The 22397-nt window shown below is 69.8% G+C and carries 17 protein-coding genes; 12 read left to right on the top strand and 5 right to left on the bottom strand.

Going from position 1 to position 22397, the window contains the following annotated elements; all coding sequences use genetic code 11:
- From ABZ909_RS02880 to ABZ909_RS02905, 6 genes are all read left to right on the top strand, one after another.
- Window positions 1-240 (top strand): acyl-CoA dehydrogenase C-terminal domain-containing protein (locus tag ABZ909_RS02880; RefSeq protein WP_356995921.1); only part of this gene is annotated, 240 nt, incomplete at its 5' end.
- A gap of 687 nt (window positions 241-927) precedes the next feature.
- Window positions 928-1956: a phosphogluconate dehydrogenase (NAD(+)-dependent, decarboxylating) gene (gene gnd / locus ABZ909_RS02885; RefSeq protein ID WP_356995922.1), complete on the top strand. Its 1029-nt coding sequence runs from the start codon at window positions 928-930 to the stop codon at window positions 1954-1956.
- 70 nt (window positions 1957-2026) lie between these two features.
- On the top strand, window positions 2027-3199 hold the full coding sequence (locus ABZ909_RS02890; RefSeq protein WP_356995923.1) for a glycoside hydrolase family 3 N-terminal domain-containing protein: 1173 nt from the start codon (window positions 2027-2029) through the stop codon (window positions 3197-3199).
- Between the two features lie 174 nt (window positions 3200-3373).
- Window positions 3374-3982: a TetR/AcrR family transcriptional regulator gene (locus tag ABZ909_RS02895; protein WP_356995924.1), complete on the top strand. Its 609-nt coding sequence runs from the start codon at window positions 3374-3376 to the stop codon at window positions 3980-3982.
- Window positions 3983-4097: 115 nt separating this feature from the next.
- Window positions 4098-5513, top strand: coding sequence for a DUF5685 family protein (locus ABZ909_RS02900; RefSeq protein ID WP_356995925.1), 1416 nt, complete (start codon window positions 4098-4100; stop codon window positions 5511-5513).
- Window positions 5514-5605: 92 nt separating this feature from the next.
- Window positions 5606-7210: an FAD-dependent monooxygenase gene (locus ABZ909_RS02905; protein ID WP_356995926.1), complete on the top strand. Its 1605-nt coding sequence runs from the start codon at window positions 5606-5608 to the stop codon at window positions 7208-7210.
- Window positions 7211-7413: 203 nt separating this feature from the next.
- Here ABZ909_RS02905 and ABZ909_RS02910 read toward each other — a convergent pair whose 3' ends face one another.
- Complete coding sequence (locus ABZ909_RS02910) at window positions 7414-8283, bottom strand: MaoC/PaaZ C-terminal domain-containing protein (RefSeq protein WP_356995927.1); 870 nt, start codon at window positions 8281-8283, stop codon at window positions 7414-7416.
- Window positions 8280-9638 carry a 3-oxoacyl-ACP reductase gene (locus ABZ909_RS02915; RefSeq protein WP_356995928.1) on the bottom strand — a complete coding sequence of 453 codons (1359 nt, stop codon included), beginning with the start codon at window positions 9636-9638 and terminating at the stop codon, window positions 8280-8282. The genes ABZ909_RS02910 and ABZ909_RS02915 overlap by 4 nt, the downstream gene beginning before the upstream one ends.
- Window positions 9639-9843: 205 nt before the next feature.
- On the opposite strand from ABZ909_RS02915, the gene ABZ909_RS02920 reads away from it, so the two are divergent.
- Window positions 9844-11166, top strand: a complete 1323-nt coding sequence (locus ABZ909_RS02920) for an acetyl-CoA C-acetyltransferase (RefSeq protein WP_356995929.1) — start codon at window positions 9844-9846, stop codon at window positions 11164-11166.
- 138 nt (window positions 11167-11304) lie between these two features.
- Here ABZ909_RS02920 and ABZ909_RS02925 read toward each other — a convergent pair whose 3' ends face one another.
- Complete coding sequence (locus ABZ909_RS02925; protein ID WP_356995930.1) at window positions 11305-12639, bottom strand: ADP-ribosylglycohydrolase family protein; 1335 nt, start codon at window positions 12637-12639, stop codon at window positions 11305-11307.
- The gene (locus tag ABZ909_RS02930) at window positions 12636-13076 is read right to left on the bottom strand and encodes a hypothetical protein (protein ID WP_356995931.1); all 441 of its coding nucleotides are present in this window, start codon (window positions 13074-13076) and stop codon (window positions 12636-12638) included. The genes ABZ909_RS02925 and ABZ909_RS02930 overlap by 4 nt, the downstream gene beginning before the upstream one ends.
- Before the next feature lie 234 nt (window positions 13077-13310).
- Between ABZ909_RS02930 and ABZ909_RS02935 the strand changes: the two genes are divergently transcribed.
- The 4 genes from ABZ909_RS02935 (at window position 13311) to ABZ909_RS02950 (ending at window position 19731) form a co-directional block, all read left to right on the top strand.
- A complete protein-coding gene (locus ABZ909_RS02935; protein WP_356995932.1) occupies window positions 13311-13799 on the top strand; it encodes a universal stress protein in 489 nt (162 codons plus the stop codon).
- A 168-nt stretch (window positions 13800-13967) separates the two neighbouring features.
- Entirely contained in the window at window positions 13968-15080 is a 1113-nt protein-coding gene (locus tag ABZ909_RS02940; RefSeq protein ID WP_356995933.1) for an isochorismate synthase, read from the top strand.
- A 201-nt stretch (window positions 15081-15281) separates the two neighbouring features.
- Window positions 15282-15452: a DUF2613 domain-containing protein gene (locus ABZ909_RS02945; RefSeq protein WP_154789197.1), complete on the top strand. Its 171-nt coding sequence runs from the start codon at window positions 15282-15284 to the stop codon at window positions 15450-15452.
- Window positions 15453-15498: 46 nt separating this feature from the next.
- Complete coding sequence (locus ABZ909_RS02950) at window positions 15499-19731, top strand: alpha-(1->3)-arabinofuranosyltransferase (protein ID WP_356995934.1); 4233 nt, start codon at window positions 15499-15501, stop codon at window positions 19729-19731.
- A 37-nt stretch (window positions 19732-19768) separates the two neighbouring features.
- Here the strand turns inward: ABZ909_RS02950 and ABZ909_RS02955 are convergent, their stop codons facing one another.
- Window positions 19769-20920, bottom strand: coding sequence for an acyltransferase (locus ABZ909_RS02955; RefSeq protein WP_356995935.1), 1152 nt, complete (start codon window positions 20918-20920; stop codon window positions 19769-19771).
- A 200-nt stretch (window positions 20921-21120) separates the two neighbouring features.
- Here ABZ909_RS02955 and ABZ909_RS02960 point away from each other — a divergent pair, with 200 nt between their 5' ends.
- Window positions 21121-22257, top strand: coding sequence for a DUF3068 domain-containing protein (locus ABZ909_RS02960; RefSeq protein WP_356995936.1), 1137 nt, complete (start codon window positions 21121-21123; stop codon window positions 22255-22257).
- The last annotated feature ends 140 nt before the right edge of the window (window positions 22258-22397 follow it).

Genomic DNA, 22397 nt, shown 5'->3' on the forward strand with positions numbered 1-22397 from the left:
CTGGGCTCGGTCCGCTTCCTGCTGGCCGTCGGCGATCTGATCATCGGCTGGCTGCTGCTGGCCCAGGCCGAGATCGCCATCAACGCCCTCGACAATGGCTCCAACGAGCCGTTCTACCAGGGCAAGATCGCCACCGCGCAGTTCTTCGCCCGCAACGTGCTGCCGGAGCTGACCTCGGTCCGCACCGTCCTGTCCAACCTGGACAACGACATCATGGAGCTGGACGAAGCGGCCTTCTGACGCAGGGTCCCGGGGGCTCCGCCCCGAACCCTCAGTACCAAGCGATGCGGCCCGGAATTCTCCGGGCCGCATCGCTTTCGGCGTTTGTTCGCAGGCGGCTTACCAGTGCTCACCCGAGGCTGAGGCAGAGAGGGTGCTGATGAAGCCGAGGATGAAGTGAGCCAGCCAGTCCATGGGAGTACCCGTCTGTCGTACTGAAAGATGATTGCCTCAGAACGCTATCCGCAATGGATGCCGAAACGGTTGCCCCGAACTTCCCGGGCACGGCGGCACGGCCGCTTGCCGATGCACGCCCGGGTGGCGTCCCGGTCCACGCGGGGCATGCCCGGATGAGAGTGACCGGTCGACGAGGTATCCGATCCCCGCCACGGCTATCAGCACACCGGCGGCGATCCCAGCGCAGCGGGCATCTTTCAAGTTCAGAAGGTGGTGACTGCCAAGAATCTGCCACGCATGACTATTCCGCCCAGCCGTCAGCAAATCTTCTGCAACGATAACCGGGGGACAAAAAGAGAGCTCCGTGCGGTTGCCGGGTCGGGGGTCTGGCAACAGCACGGAGCCATCCCTTGTATCGACACCCCATTCCAGGGCGTTACACACCCGTTCCGCCCGAATGGAAAAAATTTCGCGGCCCACCGCTGGGACAATCGAGACGGATCGGAACCGTACGACGCGAGGAGACCACTCATGGAGCTCGGAATGATCGGACTGGGCCGGATGGGCGCGAATATCGTGCGCCGGATCGTGCGGGACGGGCATACCGCTGTCGGCTACGAACGGCACCCGGAGCACATCGAGGAACTCTCCGCCGAACTCGGCGACAGTTTCCAGGGCAGCACCGAACTCCCCAAGTTCGTGGCCATGCTCACCGCCCCGCGCGTGGTGTGGGTCATGATCCCGGCGGGCGCCACCGGCGCGGTCATCGACACACTGGCCGGGCTGCTGGAACCCGGCGACATCATCATCGACGGCGGCAACAGCCGCTACCACGAGGACATCGCCCGGGCGAAGGCCCTGCGGCCCAAGGGCATCCACTATGTGGACATCGGCACCTCGGGCGGCGTGTTCGGGCTCGAACGCGGCTTCTGCCTGATGATCGGCGGCGAGAACGACACCGTCGCACACCTGGACCCGCTGCTGAGGTCGATCGCGCCCGGCGTGGACGCCGCGCCGCGCACCCCCGGCCGCACCGGTACGCCCTCCACCGCCGAACAGGGCTACCTGCACTGCGGCCCCGCGGGGGCGGGCCACTTCGTGAAGATGGTGCACAACGGGATCGAGTACGGCGCGATGGCCGCTTACGCGGAGGGCCTCAATATCCTGCACCGGGCCGATGTCGGCGAGCACCAGGACGGCGAGCACTCCGCGGAGGTCACCCCGCTCGAGCATCCCGAGTATTACCGCTACGACATCGACGTGCCCGAGGTCACCGAGGTGTGGCGACGCGGCTCGGTGGTCGCCTCCTGGCTGCTCGACCTCACCGCCGCCGAGCTCTACGCCGACCCGAACCTCGATTCCTTCGGCGGCCGCGTCTCCGATTCGGGCGAGGGTCGCTGGACCCTCGATGCCGCCATCGACGAGGGCGTGCCCGCCCCCGTCCTGTCCGCGGCCCTCTTCCAGCGCTTTTCCTCCCGCGGCGAGGGGCTCTACGCCGACAAGGTGCTTTCTGCCATGCGCCAGGCCTTCGGCGGTCACCATGAGCTACCGCAGGGGTGAATACGCCACGCGCGGTGGCACACCCGGTGTCGATGGCGGGAGATCGAAGGTCTCCGGCTACGGTCGGGGCATGCGCCTTGTACCGGGGATCGTCATCGCGGTGACCGCACTCGTGCTGTCCGGCTGTTCCAGCGGCGACAACTCGTCCACCCAATCCGCGCAGACCAGCAGCGGATCCCCGAGCAGCAGCAGCACCACCACCGCACCGCCGATCACGGCTCCGGCGCAGCAGGATTGCGCGGCCGGCTACCTGTCGCAGTTCACCCTGCGGCAGAAGCTGGCGCAGCTGCTCACCGTCGGCGTCACCGGTGAGGCCGACGCCGAGAACGTGGTGAAGACCGAGCAGATCGGCGGCATCTTCATCGGCAGCTGGACCGACAAGGCCATGCTGGCCCAGCACCAGGTGGACGCCGTCCAGAAGGCCTCGCGGACACCGCTCATGGTGACCATCGACGAGGAGGGCGGGCGAGTCTCGCGCGCCAAGGACCTGATCGGGGCCGCGCCCTCGGCCCGGGTGATCGCGCAGACCATGAGCCCGGACGAGTTCTACACCTTCAGCCTGGACCGGGCGCAGAAGCTGAAGGCGCTGGGCGTGACCGTGGACTTCGCGCCCGACACCGATGTCAGCAGCCAGCCCGACGACTCGGTGATCGGCGATCGCTCCTTCTCCGACGACCCGGACGTGGTCGTGCAGTACGCGGGCGCGTTCATCCGGGCCTTCAAGGACGCCGGCGTGGGCAGCGTCATGAAGCACTTCCCGGGCCATGGTTCGGGCTCGGGCGACTCGCACACCGGCGCGGTGCAGACCCCGCCGCTGGATCAGCTGCAGAACAAGGACCTGGTGCCGTTCCGGAATCTGGTGGATTCGGGCGCGGCGGTCATGGTCGGCCACCTGGATGTGCCCGGGCTCACCACCCCGAATGTGCCGGCCAGCATCAGCCCGCAGGCCATGGCACTGCTGCGGCAGGGCACCGGCTACGGCGCAGCACCCTTCGACGGCGTCATCTTCACCGACGATCTGGGCGGCATGGCGGCCATCACCAACCGCATGAGCATCGAGGACGCGGTGGAGGCCGCCCTGATCGCGGGCGCCGACAATGCGCTGTGGATCACCACGGACGCGGTGCCGAAGGTGCTCGACCGGCTCGTCGACGCGGTCAACGGCGGCCGCCTACCGGGAGCCCAGGTGGATGCCTCGGTACTGCGCATGGCAAAGTTCAAGGGCTCCGCGCCGCACTGCTGAGCAAACTTCCGGTTTCGAGCACATCTCGCGGATCGGCTCGCCGCGGCGCGAAAGCGCTGCTGAGCGCGGCATTGGCGAATGACCGGCAATTCACGCTCGCGGAACTTACCATGGAGTAAGATAAGGACTTCGACGCTCGTCGAGAGCGTCGACTGTCCGGTTTTAGGAGAGTGAATGGCAGGCGGAACGAAACGGCTTCCTCGCGCGGTGCGCGAGCAGCAGATGCTCGACGCCGCCGTGGAGGTCTTCTCGCGCAAGGGGTACCACGACACCTCCATGGACGCCATCGCCGCCGAGGCGAAGATCTCCAAGCCGATGCTGTACCTCTACTACGGGTCCAAGGACGAGCTCTTCCGCGCCTGCATCCACCGCGAGAGCATGCGGTTCATCGAGGCGGTCGCGGTCGCGGGCAATCCCAAGCTCACCCCGCACGAGCAGCTGCGCGCGGGCCTCGAGGCCTTCCTGTCCTACGTGGACCAGAACCGGCTGTCCTGGCAGGTCCTCTACCGGCAGGCGCTGGGCCAGCAGCCCTTCGCCTCCGAGATCGCCAACAGCCGCGACCGGGTCATCGAACTCACCGCCAAGCTGCTCGAATCCAGCGCCAAATACGCCGAACCGGGCACCAATTTCGAGGTGGTGTCGGTGGCCGTGATCGGCGCGGGCGAGGCCATTGCCGACCGGGTCGCCAGCGGGCAGATCGATATGGCCGAGGCCGTGAACCTGCTCGACGATCTGGCCTGGCGCGGTCTGTCCGGCAGTAAGAAGAAGACCGAACCGGTCTGACCCGACGCCCGGGCCGTCCGTCGTCCGGCCGACTTGCCGCCACGTCTCTCGCCTGCCACAGTTCGCTGCGATCGTGTTGCAGGACGGCCGATTCGGCCGGGGATGGGGATCGTCGTTGTTCGGCTTGCTCGAGCCGTGTGCGCACAGTGCGGCGCGCCACGGTATCTCCCCGTCGGCCTGGCAGACCCATTTGTGCGGTCTCTGCCTGGGTTTGCGTGACGGCCACGGCCAGCTCGCGCGCGCGGCGACCAATACCGATGCCATCGTCCTCGAAATACTCACCGAGGCACAGCAATCCGAGCCGTCCGCCCGCACCGGCGCGGGCCCCTGCCCGTTGCGCGGCATGCGCCGGGCCGAGGTGGTCGTCGCCGACGCGCCCGGCGTGCGCCTCGCCGCGACCGCCGCACTGCTGCTGGGCGGGGCCAAGATTCGCGACCATGTCGACGACGGCGATGCCCACCGCCTGGCACGCCGCCCGCTCACCCGCGTCTCCACCCGGTGGCACGCCCGGGCGCGCGCCGCCGCCGAACCCCTCGGCCTCGATGTCGAACCGCTGATCGCCGCGATCGAATCACAGCTGCGGCTGGAGAATTCACCCGAGAGCACCCTCGACGAGCTGACCGCGCCGACCCAGCTCTGCGCGGCGGAATTGTTCGCGCACACCGCGATTCTCGCGAACCGGCCCGAGAATGCCGACGCGCTACGTGAGGCGGGATGGCATTTCGGCCGGATCGCACACCTGGCCGACGCACTGGAGGACCTCGACACGGACAATGCCCAGGGCCACTTCAACCCGCTGTCGGCCACCGGAACCACTCCGGAACGGGCGCACGCCCTTGTCGCCGAATCGAATTCACTCCTGCGCGCGGCCCTCGCCCGCGTCGCTCTGGACCGCGCCGCCACGGTCCGCTGGATCCTGCTCGACCCGCTGGGAGGCGTGGTTCGCAAACTCGGCCGGGTCGCGGGCATCGCGCACACCTGCACCACCCACACCTGTCGCACGCACTCCGCGGCGGCGGCCGGGGCGTCACCGCGCGGCGGGCAGCCCTGGCAGCCGGGTCCCGGACCGCACTACCCCGGGCCCGGCGGACCGCAGTACCCCGGCTCGGAGCCGCAGTTTCAGCCGCCGTGGCAGCCGGGGGCGCCGTTCACGCCGCAGCCGGGGGCGCCGTTCACGCCGCAGCCGGGGCTGGTGCCGCCCGGGCCGGGAGGACCGCCGATGCAGCGGCCGAGCCTGCTCGAGGGGCTGGGGATCATCGGCACCCAGTACTGCACCGGGTACGCGTGTTTCAAGTGGCACACCGGCCCGTGCAGCGGGCATCGCAAGGAGCCGTGGATCGATCATTGCGATTGCGACTGCTGCGATTGCTGTAGCAACTGCGGCGGCGGCCATCACCACGCCGCGGGTGGCGGTGGCGGCTGCTGCGACGGCCATGGCTGCTGCGACTGCAATTGCGGCGGATGCGATTGCGACTGCTGCGACGGCGACTGCTGCGACTGTGACTGCTGCGGATGCGATTGCAGCTGCTGAACGCCCTGAGCCGAGGCCGCCGCGAGCGCGCCTGCTGCGTCGTGTGATCGCCGTGCAAGGGGCGTGCAAGCGGTCGCGCCCAGGCTCGGGGCATGACAACGGCACATGTTCCGGTTCTGGTGGTCGGCGGCGGCCTGGTCGGGTTGTCCGCCGCATTGTTCCTCGAATACCACGGCGTCCCTTATGTTCTGGTGGAGCGGCGCGCGACCGCCTCGCCGCTGCCGCGTTCGCGGGGACTGCACACCCGCACCGGTGAGATGTACCGGCAGGCCGGGGTCGAGGCGAAGATCCTGGAGGCGGCTGCGAGCGCGTTGAAGGCGGGGAGGTTCGGCGGCGCGTGGACCGGCGAGTCGGTACGGACCGCGGAATCGCTGGATCTGTCGGGGCTGGGCGCGGCGATGGCGGCCGCGGATCCGAGTCCGTCGCAGTTCGTGTTCCTGCCGCAGGTGCAGCTCGAACCGGTGCTCGCGCAGGCCGCCCGGGAGCGCGGCGGCGACCTCCGATTCGGTACGGAGCTGGTGGAATTCGAACAGGACGGGACTGGTGTCACCGCGCTGCTGCGGGACGCCTCGGGTGCGCGGTCGCTGCTGCGGGCCGACTATCTGATCGCGGCGGACGGTGCGGGGAGTCCGATCCGCCGGGCACTGGGAATCACCGGCCGGGAGCTGCCGCCGACCCACCACTACCTGAATGTGTTCGCCCGCACCGATCTCACCGGCCTGCTCGAGGGCCGCGCCTTCAGCCAGTGCGAGATCACCGGCCCGAGGGTGCGCGGACTCGTGTTGTCCAAGAACAACACCGACGAATGGTCCTTCCACATCGAATACGACCCGGCCACCGAATCGCCCGCCGACTGGCCGGACGCTCGCTGTGCCGGGGCCATTCGCGCCATGGTCGGCGCACCCGATCTCGATGTGCGGATCCTGGCCCGCAGCGCCTGGGACACCGGCACTTTCGTGGCCGACGAGTACCGCCGCGATCGGGTCTTCCTGGTCGGCGATGCCGCGCACCGCCACGCACCCTGGGGCGGCTACGGCGGCAATACGGGTGTCGCCGACGCGCACAATCTGGTCTGGAAACTGGCGGCCACCCTGCACGGGAACGCCGGTCCGGCCCTGCTGGATTCCTATGCGGCCGAGCGCCGCCCGCGCGCCGAAGTGGCGGTCGAACAGTCACGTCTGGGCACCGACTTCCGGACCCGCTACGGCATCGAAGCCCCCGGCAATGCCGACGATCTGGCCCGCAGGCTGGATATGGGGACGGTGATGACCCGCTACCGCTATGCCTCGACAGCCGTCCTCACCGTGCCCGGCGCAGCCCCGCATGTCGCGACTCTGAAGGGTCGGACGGGAACCCGTCTCCCGCACTGGTGCGTCGACGCCGGCTGGTGGACCACCTCCACCCTGGACCTGTGCGGCCCGGGTTTCACCCTGCTGGTCGCGGGTCCGGCCGGGCCGTGGCGCCCGGCCGCCGCGCACGCGCAGCGCACCACCGGTATCGACCTGGCGGTGCACGCCCTGCCCGCCGCCGACTTCGCGACGCATGCCGGGCTGTCCGCGGGCGAGGCCCTGCTGGTCCGGCCGGATCACCACATCGCGGCCGGTCCCGATTCCGGGCTGACTCCGGACCGGCTCGGTGATGTGCTGGCGCTGCTGGTGGACGCCGGCAATGCGCCGATGCGCTCGGCCATCGCCTGACCCGCTCCGGAAATACAAGAGCCGCACACTGTTTCGGCCGGATGTAGAAACCCCTGCGTGGCGACATCCTAAATACGAAACAGTGTGCGGCTCTTCACCCCCGTCGGGCGGACCGCCGCACGGCGGTCCGGCCGAATCCTCGGGTGTCAGGCTCGACACTCCCTCGCAGCGTGGGTTTTCGAAGCAACCCGCGCTACGAGGTTTCAGCGCAGCGTAGCGGTCAGGTGCGGGTAGCCCTTCTTCGGGTGCTTCAAGGACAAGTCCCACCCACCGGACACCTGGTTCGCGTACAGGTTCACCGTGGACGGCAGGAAGATCGGCTTGCCGAACTTCACCGCGTAGGTGACCCGGTCGGGGATCCGGCCCTCGAGCACGCCGAGCACCGTGGCGGCCGACCACATGCCGTGCGCGATCGGCTTCGGGAACCCGAAGGCCTTGGCGCCCAGCGCCGAGGTGTGGATCGGGTTGTGGTCGCCCGAGGCGCCCGCGTAGCGGTTGATCATCTTCTGATCGACGCGCAGCGCGCGCAGCGGCGGGGGCGGCACCTCGTCCGGCTTGGGCTCAGGCTTGGGCCCGCCCGACAGCGAGGTGCGCTGCTGGTGCAGGAAGGTGGTGACCTGACGCCACACCAGCTCCCGGCCCACACTGACCTCGGTGACGGCGTCCACCAGCAGGCCCTTGGGGTGCTCGCGCAGGTTCTCGATGTGGGTCTCGAAGTCCAGCGGCTCGGACACCGAGATCTCGCGGGTGCGCTCGATGACGTTCTCCGCGTGCACCGCGCCCACGGCCACGAACGGGAAGTCGCGGGCGACGACCAGCTGCATGGCCAGCGGGAAGCTGAGCACGAACGGGTAGGTCAGCGGCAGCGCGTCGCCGAAGCGCAGGCCGGTGGCCCGGCAGTAGGCGGCGAGCTGGTCCGGGTCGACCTTGAAGCCCTCGAGCCGGACACTGCGGTCCGGCAGGGCGGGCTTGCGGGCCGACAGACCCGGCACCGGCAGCGCGCCCAGGGCGGCCTTGACGAACAGGCCACTGTTCTTGGGCACCTCGGTGAGGTTGATGGTCTGCGTCATCATGCTCCGATCAGGGCCTGGCCGCAGACGCGAACGATATTGCCGGACACCGCGTTCGACGCCGGGGAGGCGAAGTAGGCGATGGTCTCGGCGACGTCCACGGTCTGACCGCCCTGCAGCAGCGAGGACAGCAGGCGACCGCCCTCGCGGGTGGCCAGCGGGATGGCGGCGGTCATGGCGGTCTCGATGAAACCGGGGGCCACCGCATTGATGGTGATGCCCTGCTCGGCCAGCTTCGGGGCCTCGGCGTTCACCATGCCGATGACACCGGCCTTGGAGGCGCCGTAGTTGGTCTGGCCGCGGTTGCCGGCGATGCCCGCGATGGAGGACACGTCGATGACCCGGCCACCCGTGCGGAGCGCGCCCGCGGCCACCAGGCCCTCGGTGATGCGGTGCGGCGCGGCCAGGTTCACGTTGATGACCGAGTTCCAGCGGCCCTCGTCCATATTGGCGAGCAGCTTGTCGCGGGTGATGCCGGCGTTGTGGACGACGATGTCGATGCCGCCGAAGCGCTCGGTGGCGAAGGCGGCCAGCTTCTCCGCGGCGTCGGAGGCGGTGACGTCGAGGGCGAGCGCGGTGGCGCCGACTTTGTTGGCGGTCTCCGACAGCGCCTCGCCGGCGGCCGGGATGTCGGCCACGATCACGGTCGCGCCGTCCCGGGCGAAGACCTCGGCGATGGTGGCGCCGATGCCGCGGGCGGCACCGGTGACCACGGCGACCTTGCCCTCCAGGGGCTTGTCCCAGGAGGCCGGGGCGGTCGAGTCGTCCTTGCCGACCCGGAAGACCTGGCCGTCGACGAACGCCGACTTGCCGGACAGCACGAAGCGCAGGGTGGACTCCAGACCCGTTGCGGCCGTGGCGGCTTCGGGGTGCAGGTAGACCAGGTTGCTGGTGGCGCCGCGCAGCAGCTCCTTGCCGACCGAGCGGGTGAAGCCCTCCAGCGCCCGCTGCGCGATCTGGGCGTCGACCGATTCGGTGAGCTCGGGGGTGGTGCCGATGACCAGCACGCGGCCGGAGGCGGCGATGCTGCGCATGGCGGGCTGGAAGAACTCGAACAGCTGCTGCAGCTCCTCGATGGTGCGGATGCCGGTGGCGTCGAACACCAGCGCGCCGAACTTCACGCCCGGGGTGACCGCATCCACGAAGGTGTAGTCGCTGAGCAGGTTCCGCACGGCGTCGGCGACGCGGCCCTTGCCGCCCAGCAGCACCGGGCCGGGCAGCGCGGCCTCGCCGGCCCGGTAGCGACGCAGCGTCTCCGGCTGCGGCAGGCCCAGTTTCGAGGCCAGGAAAGCGCCCGGCGCGGAGTGAACGAACGATCCGTACAGGTTGGGAGCGCCCTTGCTCTTGCTGGCAGCCACGTTTCCTACCTTCTCTTGTGTGGGTGGGTGGTCCTCGCCCGCTCGGGCCTTGCGCACCGGCCTCGGGAGCGGTGTTGCGCACATGTGCGGGGTACGGTGTCGACAATTAACTTACTCCAGAGTAAGTTTAATGTAAACCGAGTGGCGCGCATCCACCGCGATCGCGCGTGCCGGAAATCCCACCGACGAGACACTGGAGACTCGAGTGACCACCAAAGCCCGTTCGGCGAAGGCCGCGGCCAAGACCACCAAGCAGGCCCGCCCGGTTGCCATCCTCGGCGGTAACCGCATCCCGTTCGCTCGTTCCGACGGCAAGTACGCCCACGCCTCCAACCAGGACATGTTCACCGCGGCCCTGAACGGCCTGGTCGCCCGATTCGGCCTGCAGGGCGAGCGCCTGGGCATGGTCGTCGGCGGCGCGGTCCTCAAGCGCGTCGGCGAGCACGGCATGATCCGCGAGAGCGTGCTCGGTTCCACCCTGTCGCCCTACACCGCGGCCCACGACCTGCAGCTGGCCTGCGGCACCGGCCTGCAGTCCATTGTCACCGTGGCCGACGGCATCGCCCTGGGCCGCATCGAGAACGGCGTCGGCGGCGGCACCGACACCACCTCCGACGCGCCGATCGGCGTGAGCGAGGGCATGCGCGAGTGGATGCTCGACGCCAACCGCGCCAAGAAGAACTCCGACTACGTGAAGCTCGTCGGCCGGCTGCGTCCCTCGATGGTCGGCATCGAGATCCCGCGCAACGCCGAGCCGCGCACCGGCCTGTCCATGGGCGAGCATGCCGCCATCACCGCCAAGGAATTCGGCATCTCCCGCGAGGCGCAGGACGAGCTGGCCTACCTGTCGCACAAGAACATGGCCGCCGCCTATGACCGCGGCTTCATGGACGACCTCGTCACCCCGTTCCTGGGCCTGACCCGCGACGACAACCTGCGCCCGGGCTCCACCATCGAGAAGCTGGCCACCCTGAAGCCGGTCTTCGGCACCAAGCTGGGCGACGCCACCATGACCGCCGGCAATTCCACCCCGCTCACCGACGGCGCGTCCGCGGTACTGCTGGGCTCCGAGGAGTGGGCGGCCTCACGCAACCTGTCGCCGCTGGCCTACCTGGTGGACTCCGAGGTCGCCGCGGTGGACTACATCCACGGCCCCGACGGCCTGCTCATGGCCCCCACCTACGCGGTGCCGCGCATGCTGGCCCGCAACGGCCTGACCCTGCAGGACTTCGACTACTACGAGATCCACGAGGCCTTCGCCTCCGTGGTGCTCGCCACCCTGCAGGCGTGGGAGTCGGACCAGTACTGCAAGGAGCGCCTGGGCCTGGACGGCGCGCTCGGTTCGATCGACCGTTCCAAGCTGAACGTGAACGGCTCCTCGCTCGCCGCGGGCCACCCGTTCGCTGCGACCGGCGGCCGCATCATCGCCCAGATCGCCAAGCAGCTGGCCGAGAAGGGTGGCGGCCGCGCTCTGGTCTCCATCTGCGCCGCGGGCGGCCAGGGCGTCGTAGCCATCGTCGAGCGGTAGTTCACCGGGGGCCACGCCCCTGAACCCCTTGGCGGATGGGGGCATTGCCCCCAACCCCCGTTTCTGTATCGAGGACGGTGCCCGGCCGGGCACCGCCCTCGCTGCTGTCGGGGACCACCTCCACGACCCAATTCGGTGTCAGCTCACCAGATTCAGCGTCCGGCGGGCCAGGTCGGAGATGCGGATTCTGTCGTAGCCGGTGACAGCGCTGTGGACGGAGTCGTGGAACGGCGCGGTCCAGTGGGCGGGGATGGCGGCGGCTCCGGTGAGGATGCCCGCCACCGAGCCGGCGGTCGCGCCGTTGGAGTCGGTATCCCAGCCGGCCTGGACCGTGAGGGCGATGGTGCGGGTGAAATCGCCTTCGCCCCAGAGCAATCCGGCGGCGATGAGGCAGGCGTTACCGATGGCGTGGACCCAGTTGTAGTGAGCGTGGCGGGTGTGGATGGCGGTCACGGCCCGGTCCCAGGACATGCCGCTGCGGTGGTCGGCGGTGACCTCGGCCAGAGCCAGGGCCAGGCGGGATCGGGCAGGGACGACCGAGTATGCGACGGCCAGCGCTTCGGCGGGGCCGGGGGCGGTGAAGGCGGCGGCGATCAGCGCACCCGACCACATGGCAGCCCATAAACCATTGCCCACATGGGAGATCGAGGCGTCGCGGGCCGCCGCGGCGGCCGCGCGGCGGGGTTGCCCGGGGTGGGTGTAGCCGTGGATGTCGGCGCGGATGAGCGCGCCGATCCACTCGCGGTAGGGGTTGCGGTAGGTGGCGGTGTCGGGCGGGGCGAAACCGTCGATGAGGTTGCGGTAGGCGACGCGTTCGGCGGTGTAGGTCTGCAGGAACGGCAGGCGCTCGAGCCACAGGGCCGCGACGTCGTCGGGGGTGAACGACCTCCCGCGCTGCTCCAGCAGGTGCAGGCCGAGAATCGGGTAGTCGACGTCGTCGTCGCGGGGACAGCCGTCGATACGGCCGAGAGTGGCTGTGCGCCAGGAACTTCGGCCGTTGGCCTCGGGCGGCAGCGGGTCGGCGACGGGGACGTAGTCGCGCAACGGATATGCCTCGTTCTCCTCCAGATACCCACGGATGCGCGCGGGGGTCCAGACGAAGCCGTTCTCCAGGGGTTTGCCCAGCGTGCAGCCGGCGCAACGGCCGAGCCAGCCGCCGTGGATGCGGTCCAGCAGCTCCGGCTCCCCCAACGCTGGAACCGAATCCTCTTCGGTGTCAGCCTGATTCGTACGACACGGCGCATCCACCCACTCGGTGTACGGCCAGTCCGGCAGTCGCGGCGCCCGCTCGACCCGATCCAGCAGCCGCCAGCAGGCCCCCGGAATCGCCTGCTCGGTATGCGTGAGATCGCGCACTTCCTCCGCGAAATCGTCTACCGCGTAACCGGATTCGGTGCGCTGACACCATTCGTAGTACAGCAGGGCGCGCGGATCGGCCTCATGGTGGCCGAAGAAGGCCGACTCTATGGTCACAACACCGCCTGGGTGGCCGCGACCACCTCGGAGAGCAGGGGCAGGGATTCCTCGCGCTGCGGCACGCGCGCCCACCAGCGGCCCTCATGGGTGTGACGGCCGAATCCGGTGGGCAGGATGACATTACTGCGATGCGGGCCGATGTCGACGCTGTTGCGCTCGAGCACCTCGAGGCACTCGTCGGAAGGATAGCCGTCGAAGACCGCCAGGAAGGTGCGGCGCGGCGGCTTGTCGCGCACCAGCACCGGGCCGGCCACACCGCGACGGACCATTTCGTCAAGGATCAAGGCCCCCAAGGGTTCCGGGGTGTTCAGCGCCGCGATGGTGTCGACCAGCGGTAGGACCACGAAACCTGGTGTTGTCACATGCACGTGGGGGAGACCGAACAGGGAGCGGTACACACGCGCCCACTCCTGCGGGGTCGTCAGCTCGTCCAACCGCACAATCCACCCCTCGTTCGGGCCCTGCTCCAACGACGGCGATGTCGATCGTCGGCGAGAGCCGACGTTTTCAGTGAAAACCCGTCCCTCGCATCGCACCACCGGTTTGGGTGAATCGTTCGCAAACTGTGGAGAACTTGCGACGCGACGAGGATTGCCAAGTCCACTGAACGGTCTGTTTCCGGAGTAGCCTCGGGGGTACAGCCAGGCGTTCCTACCAGGAGGTTCGTCATGCCCTGCGATTTGATGCTCATTGCCTACGACGGCTCCGAGAATGCCCGGCGGGCCGTCGAATACGCGGGACGGTTCCTGGCCGCGAACAGAGCCGTGGTGCTGACGGCGTGGGAGCCGATGGTGCGCCAGGCCGCGCGGTTGTCGGGGCTGTCCGGGGTGATGCAGCCGGAGTGGATGACCGACGACGAAATAGAGGACGTCGCGCTGGTGGACGCCCGGAATATCAATGCCGAAGGCGTGCGGCTGGCCAAGCTGTCGGGCCTGAACGCCGAGGCGCGCACCGCCGAGTGCACCACCACCATCTGGAACGCCATCGTCGAGACCGCCGACGAGCTGAACGTCGACATCATCGTGGCGGGCACCCGCGGGGCCACCGGCATCCGGGCCCTCATGCATTCGAGCGTCGCCGACGCCGTGCTCAAGCACTGCCATCGCCCGGTGCTCATGGTGCCGCCGGGCCGTGAACCCGCCGAAAAACGGGCCTGACGCCGGGAAACCCGGACGGCCGGGGTCCGCACACCCCGGGCCGGAGCTGGATATTGCGGGAAAGATGCTGGGCCGCACCGGAATACCCGCACCCGCCCGGCGGCCTGGTGAGAGATGAGTCGCTCCCCGGCCCGGGCCGCCCGGCCTCGGGTCTATGGTCGAACCATCATGGACGGATTTCTGCTCGCGACGCCGGACGGTGTCGTACGCACCTCTGGCACCCGCGCCGCCTTCGATTCGGCGGACGCCGCCGGCGCGGCGCTGCGGTCCGGGGCAGCCGAGCTGATCGTGGGCGCGCTGCCGTTCGATCCACGCCGTCCCGCCGCCCTGGTGACGCCCGAGCAGGCCGCGCACACCGCCGGACCGTGGCGCCCGGCCGCCCTGCCGGACCTGCCCGAGGTACGGGTTGTCGCCGAAATACCCAGTGCCGCAGAGCATGTCGCGCGCGTCACGAAACTCGTGAAGCAGCTGGGCGATCCGGAGCAGCCGCTGCGCAAGGTGGTGGCGGCCCGGTCGCTGCTGGCCGAGGCGCGGGCACCGCTGGAGCCCGAGGTGATCGCCGCGCACCTGGTGACCCGGCATCCGCGCGCCGCCGTCTACGCCGTCGACCTGTCGGCGGCGGGACGCCCCGGCGACACGTTGCTGGGCGCGACGCCCGAGGTGCTGATCTCCCGGCACGGCCGCGCGGTCACCCTGCACCCGCTGGCCGGCACCCTGCCGCGGCTCGCCGATCCGGAGGCGGATGAGGCCCAAGCCCGGGATTTGCTGGCCAGCACCAAGAATCGCGACGAGCACGCCTATGTCATCGACTGGATCCGCGAACTGCTGACACCCGTCTGCGCCGAGCTGACCATCCCCGAAGGGCCCGAACTGCTGTCCACGCCCGAGGTCTGGCACCTGGCCACCCCCATTCGCGGCGTCCTGCGCGATCCGGCCACCACCGCCCTGGACCTCGCGGTCCTGCTGCACCCCACCCCCGCGGTCTGCGGCACCCCGACCGCCCTGGCCCTGGACGCCATCGCCGACCTCGAGGGCGACCGCGGCTTCTACGGCGGCGCGGTCGGCTGGTGCGACGCGGCCGGCGACGGTGACTGGTTCGTCGCCATCCGCTGCGCGGAACTCGCCGCCGACGCCCGCTCCCTGCGCGCCTTCGGCGGCGGCGGCATCGTGGCCGCCTCGGACCCACGCACCGAACTGCACGAAACGACCGTCAAGCTCCGCACTTTCCTGGGCGCGCTCACCCGCCTCCCCGAGACTTCTGTGCACGGCTGGGAGCCGTAAGCGTTGAGCACGCGTGCCGACGGTTGGGAGCCGAACCCATTCTGGAGGTCCCCGGCGAGTTACCCCGACCGTCACGAAATCGGTCGTAACCGTCGCATACGACGACATGCCCGCCGAAGGCTCGGGGTTGTGGGGAGCCCGAGGGGCGAAACCTGCTAGGTTGGCCCGGTTACGCATGCGTCCGATGTTGGGAGTACCGCGATGAAGTTTGCCGTTCCTGGTGCAGCGAGTGCTGTCGGTGGGGCCCTGGTCGGGCTGGCGGCGGTCCTGGTCATCACAATGGCGGCTTCGCAGGACAAGCGGCCCGAAATCGACCGCAGCGGCGAGGCGTCCTCGTCGCTATTGAACAACGTTGAGTACGGCTCGCGCTGACCGGACGACCTCCGAACCAGGCCAACCCGAAGACTCACAGTCCGATGTGACCGGTCCGGGCGAGGACCGGTCTCCGACGACGCTTCAGGACTGTGCCGACACTGCCCCGCTGGGCCGCCGCTGGCTGCTCGGCAGTGTCATCGCCGCCTTCCTGCTGACCTTCCTGCAGGTGCCCGGGCAGACCGTCGCCGATACGAAATACGATCTGGCGCAGAATCCGCTGGGCTTTCTCGCCCGCGCCTCCCACCTGTGGAGCAGCCAGGCCCCGATGGGGCAGGTGCAGAACCAGGCCTACGGCTACTTCTTTCCACACGGCGCGTTCTTCTCGCTCGGGCATCTGCTCGGCCTGCCCGGCTGGGTGACCCAGCGCATCTGGTGGGCGCTGCTGCTGCTCGCGGGATTCTGGGGCATCATCCGGCTCTGCGAGACCCTCGGCATCGGCAGCCGGGGCTCGCGGGTGATCGCGGCGGTCGCGTTCGCGCTCTCACCGCGTGTGCTCACGACACTCGGCTCGATCTCCTCGGAGACGCTGCCGATGATGCTCGCGCCCTGGGTGCTGCTGGCTCCCGCCGCCCTCGGCGTGGCGATGAAGGGCCCCGCGCGGCGTGGGATGGCGACTCCCGCGGGCAGCGCCCTCGCGCTCGCGCTGATGGGTTCGGTGAACGCGGTGGCCACGGCCGCGGCGTTCCTCCCGGCGGCGCTGTGGTGGTTGTCCTACAAGCCGAATCGAGTGTGGTGGCGCTTCACCCGCGCCTGGATTCCGCTGCTGGTGCTGGGCACCTTCTGGTGGGTGGTGCCACTGCTGTTGCTGGGCAAGGTGAGTCCGCCGTTCCTGGACTACATCGAATCCTCCGGCGTGACGACGCAGTGGGCCTCGCTGGGCGAGGTGCTGCGCGGCACCGACAGCTGGACCCCGTTCGTCTCCCCGGAGCGCATCGCGGGCGCGGTGCTGGTGACCCAGCCCGCGGCGGTGCTGGCCACGGGCATGCTGGCCGCGGCGGGCATGGCCGGTCTGGCCATGCGGTCCATGCCGAATCGCGGGCGGCTCGCCCTGATCCTGATCGTCGGATTGGTCGGCATCTGCGCGGGTTACGCGGGTGAGCTGGGCGGGCCGTTCGCGGAGCAGGTGCGGGTCTTCCTGGACTCCGGCGGCGCGCCGCTGCGCAATGTGCACAAGCTGGAACCGCTCATCCGGCTGCCGCTGGTGCTGGGGCTCGCGCATCTGCTGAGCCGGGTGCCGCTGCCCGCATCGGTGCCGATACCGGTGTGGCGCAGGGCCTTCGCGCATCCCGAGCGCGACCGCATGGTGGCGGTCGCCGCGCTCATCCTGACGGCGCTGGCCCTGTCGACCTCGCTGGCCTGGACCGGCAAGCTCGCCCCGCGCGGCAGCTACGACCGGGTCCCGGCGTACTGGCAGCAGACCGCGGATTGGCTGGCGCACAACGCCTCCGACACCCGGGCGCTGGTGGTGCCGGGTGCGCCGTTCGGCAGCCAGATATGGGGTCTGACCCGCGACGAGCCCCTGCAGGCGCTGGCGAGCACCCCGTGGGCGGTGCGGGATTCGGTGCCGCTCAACCCGCCCGGCGCGATCCGCGCCATGGATTCGGTGCAGCGGCTCATTGCCGACGGGCGGCCGTCGGCGGGGCTGGCGGCGACGCTGGCCGGGCAGGGCATCGGAATCCTGGTGCTGCGCAACGACCTCGATCCGGAGACCTCACGCTCCACCCGGCCGATGCTGGCCCACCGCGCGCTCGACGGCTCGCCCGGATTGACGAAGGTCGTCCAGTTCGGGAATCCGGTCGAGACCGGCAGGGTGGAGGGCCTGGTCGCGGACGGCGATCTGCGCCCGGAATACCCGGCGATCGAGATCTATCGCGTCGGGGCGACCGTGCCCGGCACCCCCGCCCAGGTGCGCAGCGGCGTCGGCGCGCCGACGTCGTTCCCGGGGGCGTTCACCGTCCCGCTGGACAGCGTCCCGGTGATCCAGGGCGGTCCCGAGGTGGTGGAACGATTGCGCCGCAATCCCGCCGCGCCCGCTGGGCCGACCATGCTGGCCGCCGACGCCGCCACCGCCGGACTCCCGGTGAACGGGGTCACCATCACCGACACACCGATGGACCGGGAGACCGACTTCGGGCGGGTCGACAATCACAACTCGGCGCTGCGGGCCCCGGGCGACGCCCGCCGCACCCACAATCTGGTGCCGGACTATCCGGTGCCCGGCGCCCAGCTCGTGGAGGGCGAATGGTCCGGCGCGACCATCACCGCCTCCAGTTCCGCCGGTGACGCCACCCAGCTGGGCGGGGCCGCGCCCGGTAGCTCGACCGCGGCCGTGGTGGACGGCGATCCGGCCACCGCGTGGATCAGCAATGGCGCCGAACACGCTGTCGGCCAATGGCTTCGGCTGGACCTGGACAAACCGATCAGCTCCGCGGTGCTGCGGCTGACCACCAGCGCGGCCGCTATCGGCAGCCCGGTGAAGTGGGTGGAGGTGGAGACCGCCAAGGGCACGGTGGCGGCCCGTATCACCGAACCCGGTACGCCGGTGGCGATCTCGCTGCCGCCGGGCCGCACCGACTGGATCAAGATCACCGCCGTGCACACCGAGGACGGCAGCGCCGGTGGCCAATTCGGGATCAGCGAACTGAGCCTGGACGACTACGCCGACCGCGAGAACCCGGTGACCGTGGACATCCGGCACCGCACGGTACTTCCGCCCGCCCCCGCCGGCGCACAGGTGCGCGGCTGGGACCTGGGACAGGAATTCCCCGGCCGCAACCCCTGTTTCGACTCCCCCGACCGCGTCCGGTGCAGCAAGGGCCTGGCCCTGGCCGCCGAGGAGCCGGGCCTGTTCGAACGCACCCTGCAGGTGCCGCAGCCGGTCACCGTGTCCCCGGACCTGATCGTGCACACCCGTCCCGGCCCGGCGCTGGAGGCCCTGCTCACCGATCAGGACCGGCCCATCGCCCGCGGCCGCGCCGATGTCGGCGACCCGCGTGGCTCCGCCCTCGCGGCCAGCGACGGGGACCCGCGCACCAGCTGGACCACGCCCGAGACCACCGTCCGCAATCCGGCGGGCCCCAAACCCACACTCACCATCGAACTTCCGACCCCGGCCCTGGTGACCGGCCTGGAAGTGACGCCGTCACGCGGCGATCTGCCCGCGCACCCCACCTCCGTCTCGGTGAATCTCGGCGACGGCCCGCAGGTGCGGACCGTGAATCCGGACTCCGGCACGACCAGCCGGGTGGACCTGCACCCCTACGTCACCGATCGCATCGAGGTCAGCATCCAGACCTGGGACGGTGTACTCGACCGCACCGCACTGGGTTTCGCGCAGGAGCAGCCGCCCGGTCTGGCCGAGGTGAACGTGCTGGGCCCCGGCTACCCGGCCCCCGCCGATCCCGACCGGCTCCTCACCATCGACTGCGCACACGGGCCCACCATCGCCGCCGCGGGCCGCACCCTGCACACCACGGTGACCGGCACCGCCGCCGAATTGCGTTCCGGCGCACCGCTGCCCGCCACCGTGTGCGCGGCCGACGGGGACAGCGCGAACAGTGCGACGGGCGCCGACACCGGATTCGACTTCCCGTCCGGCCGTGTGGATGTCACGGTCGCGCCGACCGAGCTGTTCACCATCGACGAACTGCGCCTGGACCGCACCCCGCCGCTCGTCCCGGTGGCCGATCCGAACGGCAGCGCGGGCACGCAGGTTCTGGTCCTGCCGCTGAGCACGAATGTCGGATGGCAGGCGAAGTCCGCCGACGGCGCCGCGCTGAAGCCCGTGGTGATCAACGGCTGGCAGCAGGCGTGGCTGGTGCCAGCCGGAACCAAGGGCCCGATCACCGTCGAATTCCCCACCGATCGCTGGTACCGCCTGGCCATCTTCGGCGGCCTGCTGTTGCTGATTCCGCTGATCGTGCTGGCGTTCCGGGGTGCGCGCTCGCCTGTCCGCGACGACGGGCCGCCACCGCGCACCTGGCGCAACCGCACCGTCGCCGGGCTGGGACTGGCCGCCGGGGCCGGTCTCATCGCCGGACCCGTCGCCCTCGTGATCACCCTGTTCGGTCTGGTGGCCGACCATCTCCGGCCGCGCGTGCTGCCGCGGGCGCTGGTGGCGATCGCGGCCGGCGGTACCGCGATCTCCGCGGCCGCGCTGTCGACCGGGCCCTGGCGTTCGCTGGGGGGCTATGCCGGAGGTTCGCTCTGGGTGCAGTTCCCGGCGTTGGTCGCGGTGATCGCGATGGGGATCGCGGCCCTGCCGCCACGCCGTTGAATCAAAGTGCCGCCGCGCTGCTGAATCGTGCTGCCGCTCAACCGAAGCGGCGGCGCGTCCACTGCCGGACGGGTTCCTCGACGAGGGCGTAGCTGGCGGCCGCCAGTGGCAGTGTGAAGGCCGCGGTCAACAGGTAGACCACCACGAAATGCCCGCGGAACGGCACGATGCCGAACACCGGGAAGATGATCGACAGCACGGCCAGATGCCAGATGAAGATGCCGTACGACCAGCGTCCGAGGGTCGCGGCGACCCGGCCCTCCAGCACCCGGTGCCGCCGGTCGGGCCGCAGCACCAACGGGGCCAGCAGGGCGAACCCGACGACCGCGCCGAGCGCCATCTTCATGACGTACTGCCACGGCCGGCCGTGCACGAGACCGGCCGGACCCGCCAGATCGGTGGCCGCCAGCAGCATGGCCACGAACGCGAGCGGCCACATCAGCCACTGGTTCCCGGCCACCCGCCGCCAGCGCGGGGCGGGCAGGTCGGCGAGTTCGGCCAGCAGCATGCCCGCCGCGAACCACGGCAGATATCCCGGCAGCCAGTTGTCGGCGTGAATGCCCTCGGGTGTGGGCACCGGCAGGAAATTCCAGCCCAGGCACAGCAATCCCAGGCCGAGCACCACCGGCACCCGCAGCCGCGCGCGTTGCCCGCGCAACCAGACCAGGGCGAACGCCAGCAGCGGAAGCACAAGGTAGAAGGCAACTTCCACCGAGAGACTCCACATCTGGGTGAGACCGTCGGTCAGGGTGAAGGGTACGAACACCTGCAGCAGACCGAGATTCGACAGCCACACCCGCAACCCGGCGGTGTGCGCCGCATTGGGCAACAGGATCAGCACCACGCACACGACGACCCAGTAGGCGGGCAGGATGCGAGCCGCGCGATGCAGTAGATACCGTCCGGCCCTCGGCGCGCGGCCCGCTCCCCGGGCTGCGGCGGCGTGCGGGCGCCACAGCAGGAATCCCGACAGCGCGAAGAACACCGCGACCGCCATGTCGAATCGCTCCCACACCCGCCCCAGCACCGGCTGCCCGGTCGCGCCGGTCTGGAAGGCCACGTGGGTGAGCACCACCCCCAGCGCCGCCAGGGCGCGCATGCCCTCGAGTGCCGGAACGAAGCGACCCAGACGGGCCGCGGACGGCTCGGCCGGAATCGGGTTCGTCTCGGGATTCAGGGTGGTCGTCATCGCGCCCCAGTCTGCCCTGTCGCAGATCGTCCGAGCGTCCGGCCGCCTCCCCGAGACTTCGGCGGGCGGCTATTTCGGGGAGTTTTCCTGCCTCGGCCACACTCTGGGACCGCTCGGACTGTTAGTGTCTGGGCTCACGAGTGCTGCGCGGCGACCGCAGTACTGGAGGAAACACGTGTTCGACGACGAGGAGAACCTGCATGGCACTCAGTGCCGGTACCAGAAGGACGGTGGCCTGCGTACTCGTGGGGCTCGGTGCGATGCTGCTCGTCGCCGCGATCATGGTCCCCACCTATACGGTCAGTCGGCTGGCGAAGACCCCGCTGGACCTGGAGATCACGACCGTCGCGACCAATCCGCAGAACGGCGCTCCCAGTGAGGTGCTGGACTCCAAGTCGCTGACCTCGGGAACGGGCTCGGCGAAGGTCGATCAGAACGTCCCGCTCGTCTCGCAGCGCTTCCTCACCGTCGAAAACCCGTCGGACGCTTCGGAAATGACCATCCAGGCCGGTCAGACCCTGCGCCGCACCGACAAGCAGGGCGACACCGGCCTGCTGACCGCGACCATCGACCGCGTCACCGTGGACCGCAAGAGCGGTGAGCCGGTGGAGTCGGTGGACGGCGGCCCCAACGGTGCGATCGCCGTGACGGTCGACAAGAAGGGCGAAAGCGTGATGGACCCGGTGCAGCACACCGGCCTCCAGTACCGCTTCCCGATCGGCACGGACAAGAAGACCTACCCGTACTTCGATCTGAACGCGCGCAAGACCTTCGACATCAACTACGTCGAAGAGACCGAGATCAACAATCTGAAGGTCTACCACTTCCAGATGACCGTTCCGGTCACCGATCTCTCCACCGTCGCCAACTCACCGACCAACAAGCTGACCCTGCCCGCCGAGAAGTGGGGCGTGGAGGGCGACGGCGACGTCACCATGGCACGCTTCTACACCAACGTCCGGGACCTGTGGGTCGAGCCGCAGACCGGCACCGTCATCAAGGGCCAGGAGCAGATCCACCTGTTCTACGCCCGCAGCGGCGACAAGCCCGAGGTGACCGCCCTGAAGTCGACCCTGGTGTTCGACGAGAACACCATCGAGTCGCAGATCTCGGTGGCCAAGGACAACATCGACAAGCTGTCGCTGTACGGCCGCATCCTGCCGATCATCCTCGGCGTCCTCGCCCTGGTGTTCCTGATCGTCGGCCTGCTGCTCGGCTTCCTCGGCAAGAACGGCAACGGGCGCACCCCGGTCCGCCGCGTCGCCCCGGCCCCGTCCGGCGGTCCCGGCAACTTCGACGCCCCGACCCAGCAGATCGACATGAACAAGAAGCCCTAGCGGCTCCCGGTTCACCGCGGCCCAGCACCTGTGAGGTGCTGGGCCGCTTCCGTTTCCGCCCGATGCGCTGCCGAGAATCCCGCGCGGATGGGTGCGGGCGGCACAGGGGCGCGACCGAGGCCAGGGGTGCGCGGCCGAGA

This window comes from Nocardia sp. NPDC046763, from assembly GCF_040645495.1.
Lineage (GTDB): Bacteria > Actinomycetota > Actinomycetes > Mycobacteriales > Mycobacteriaceae > Nocardia.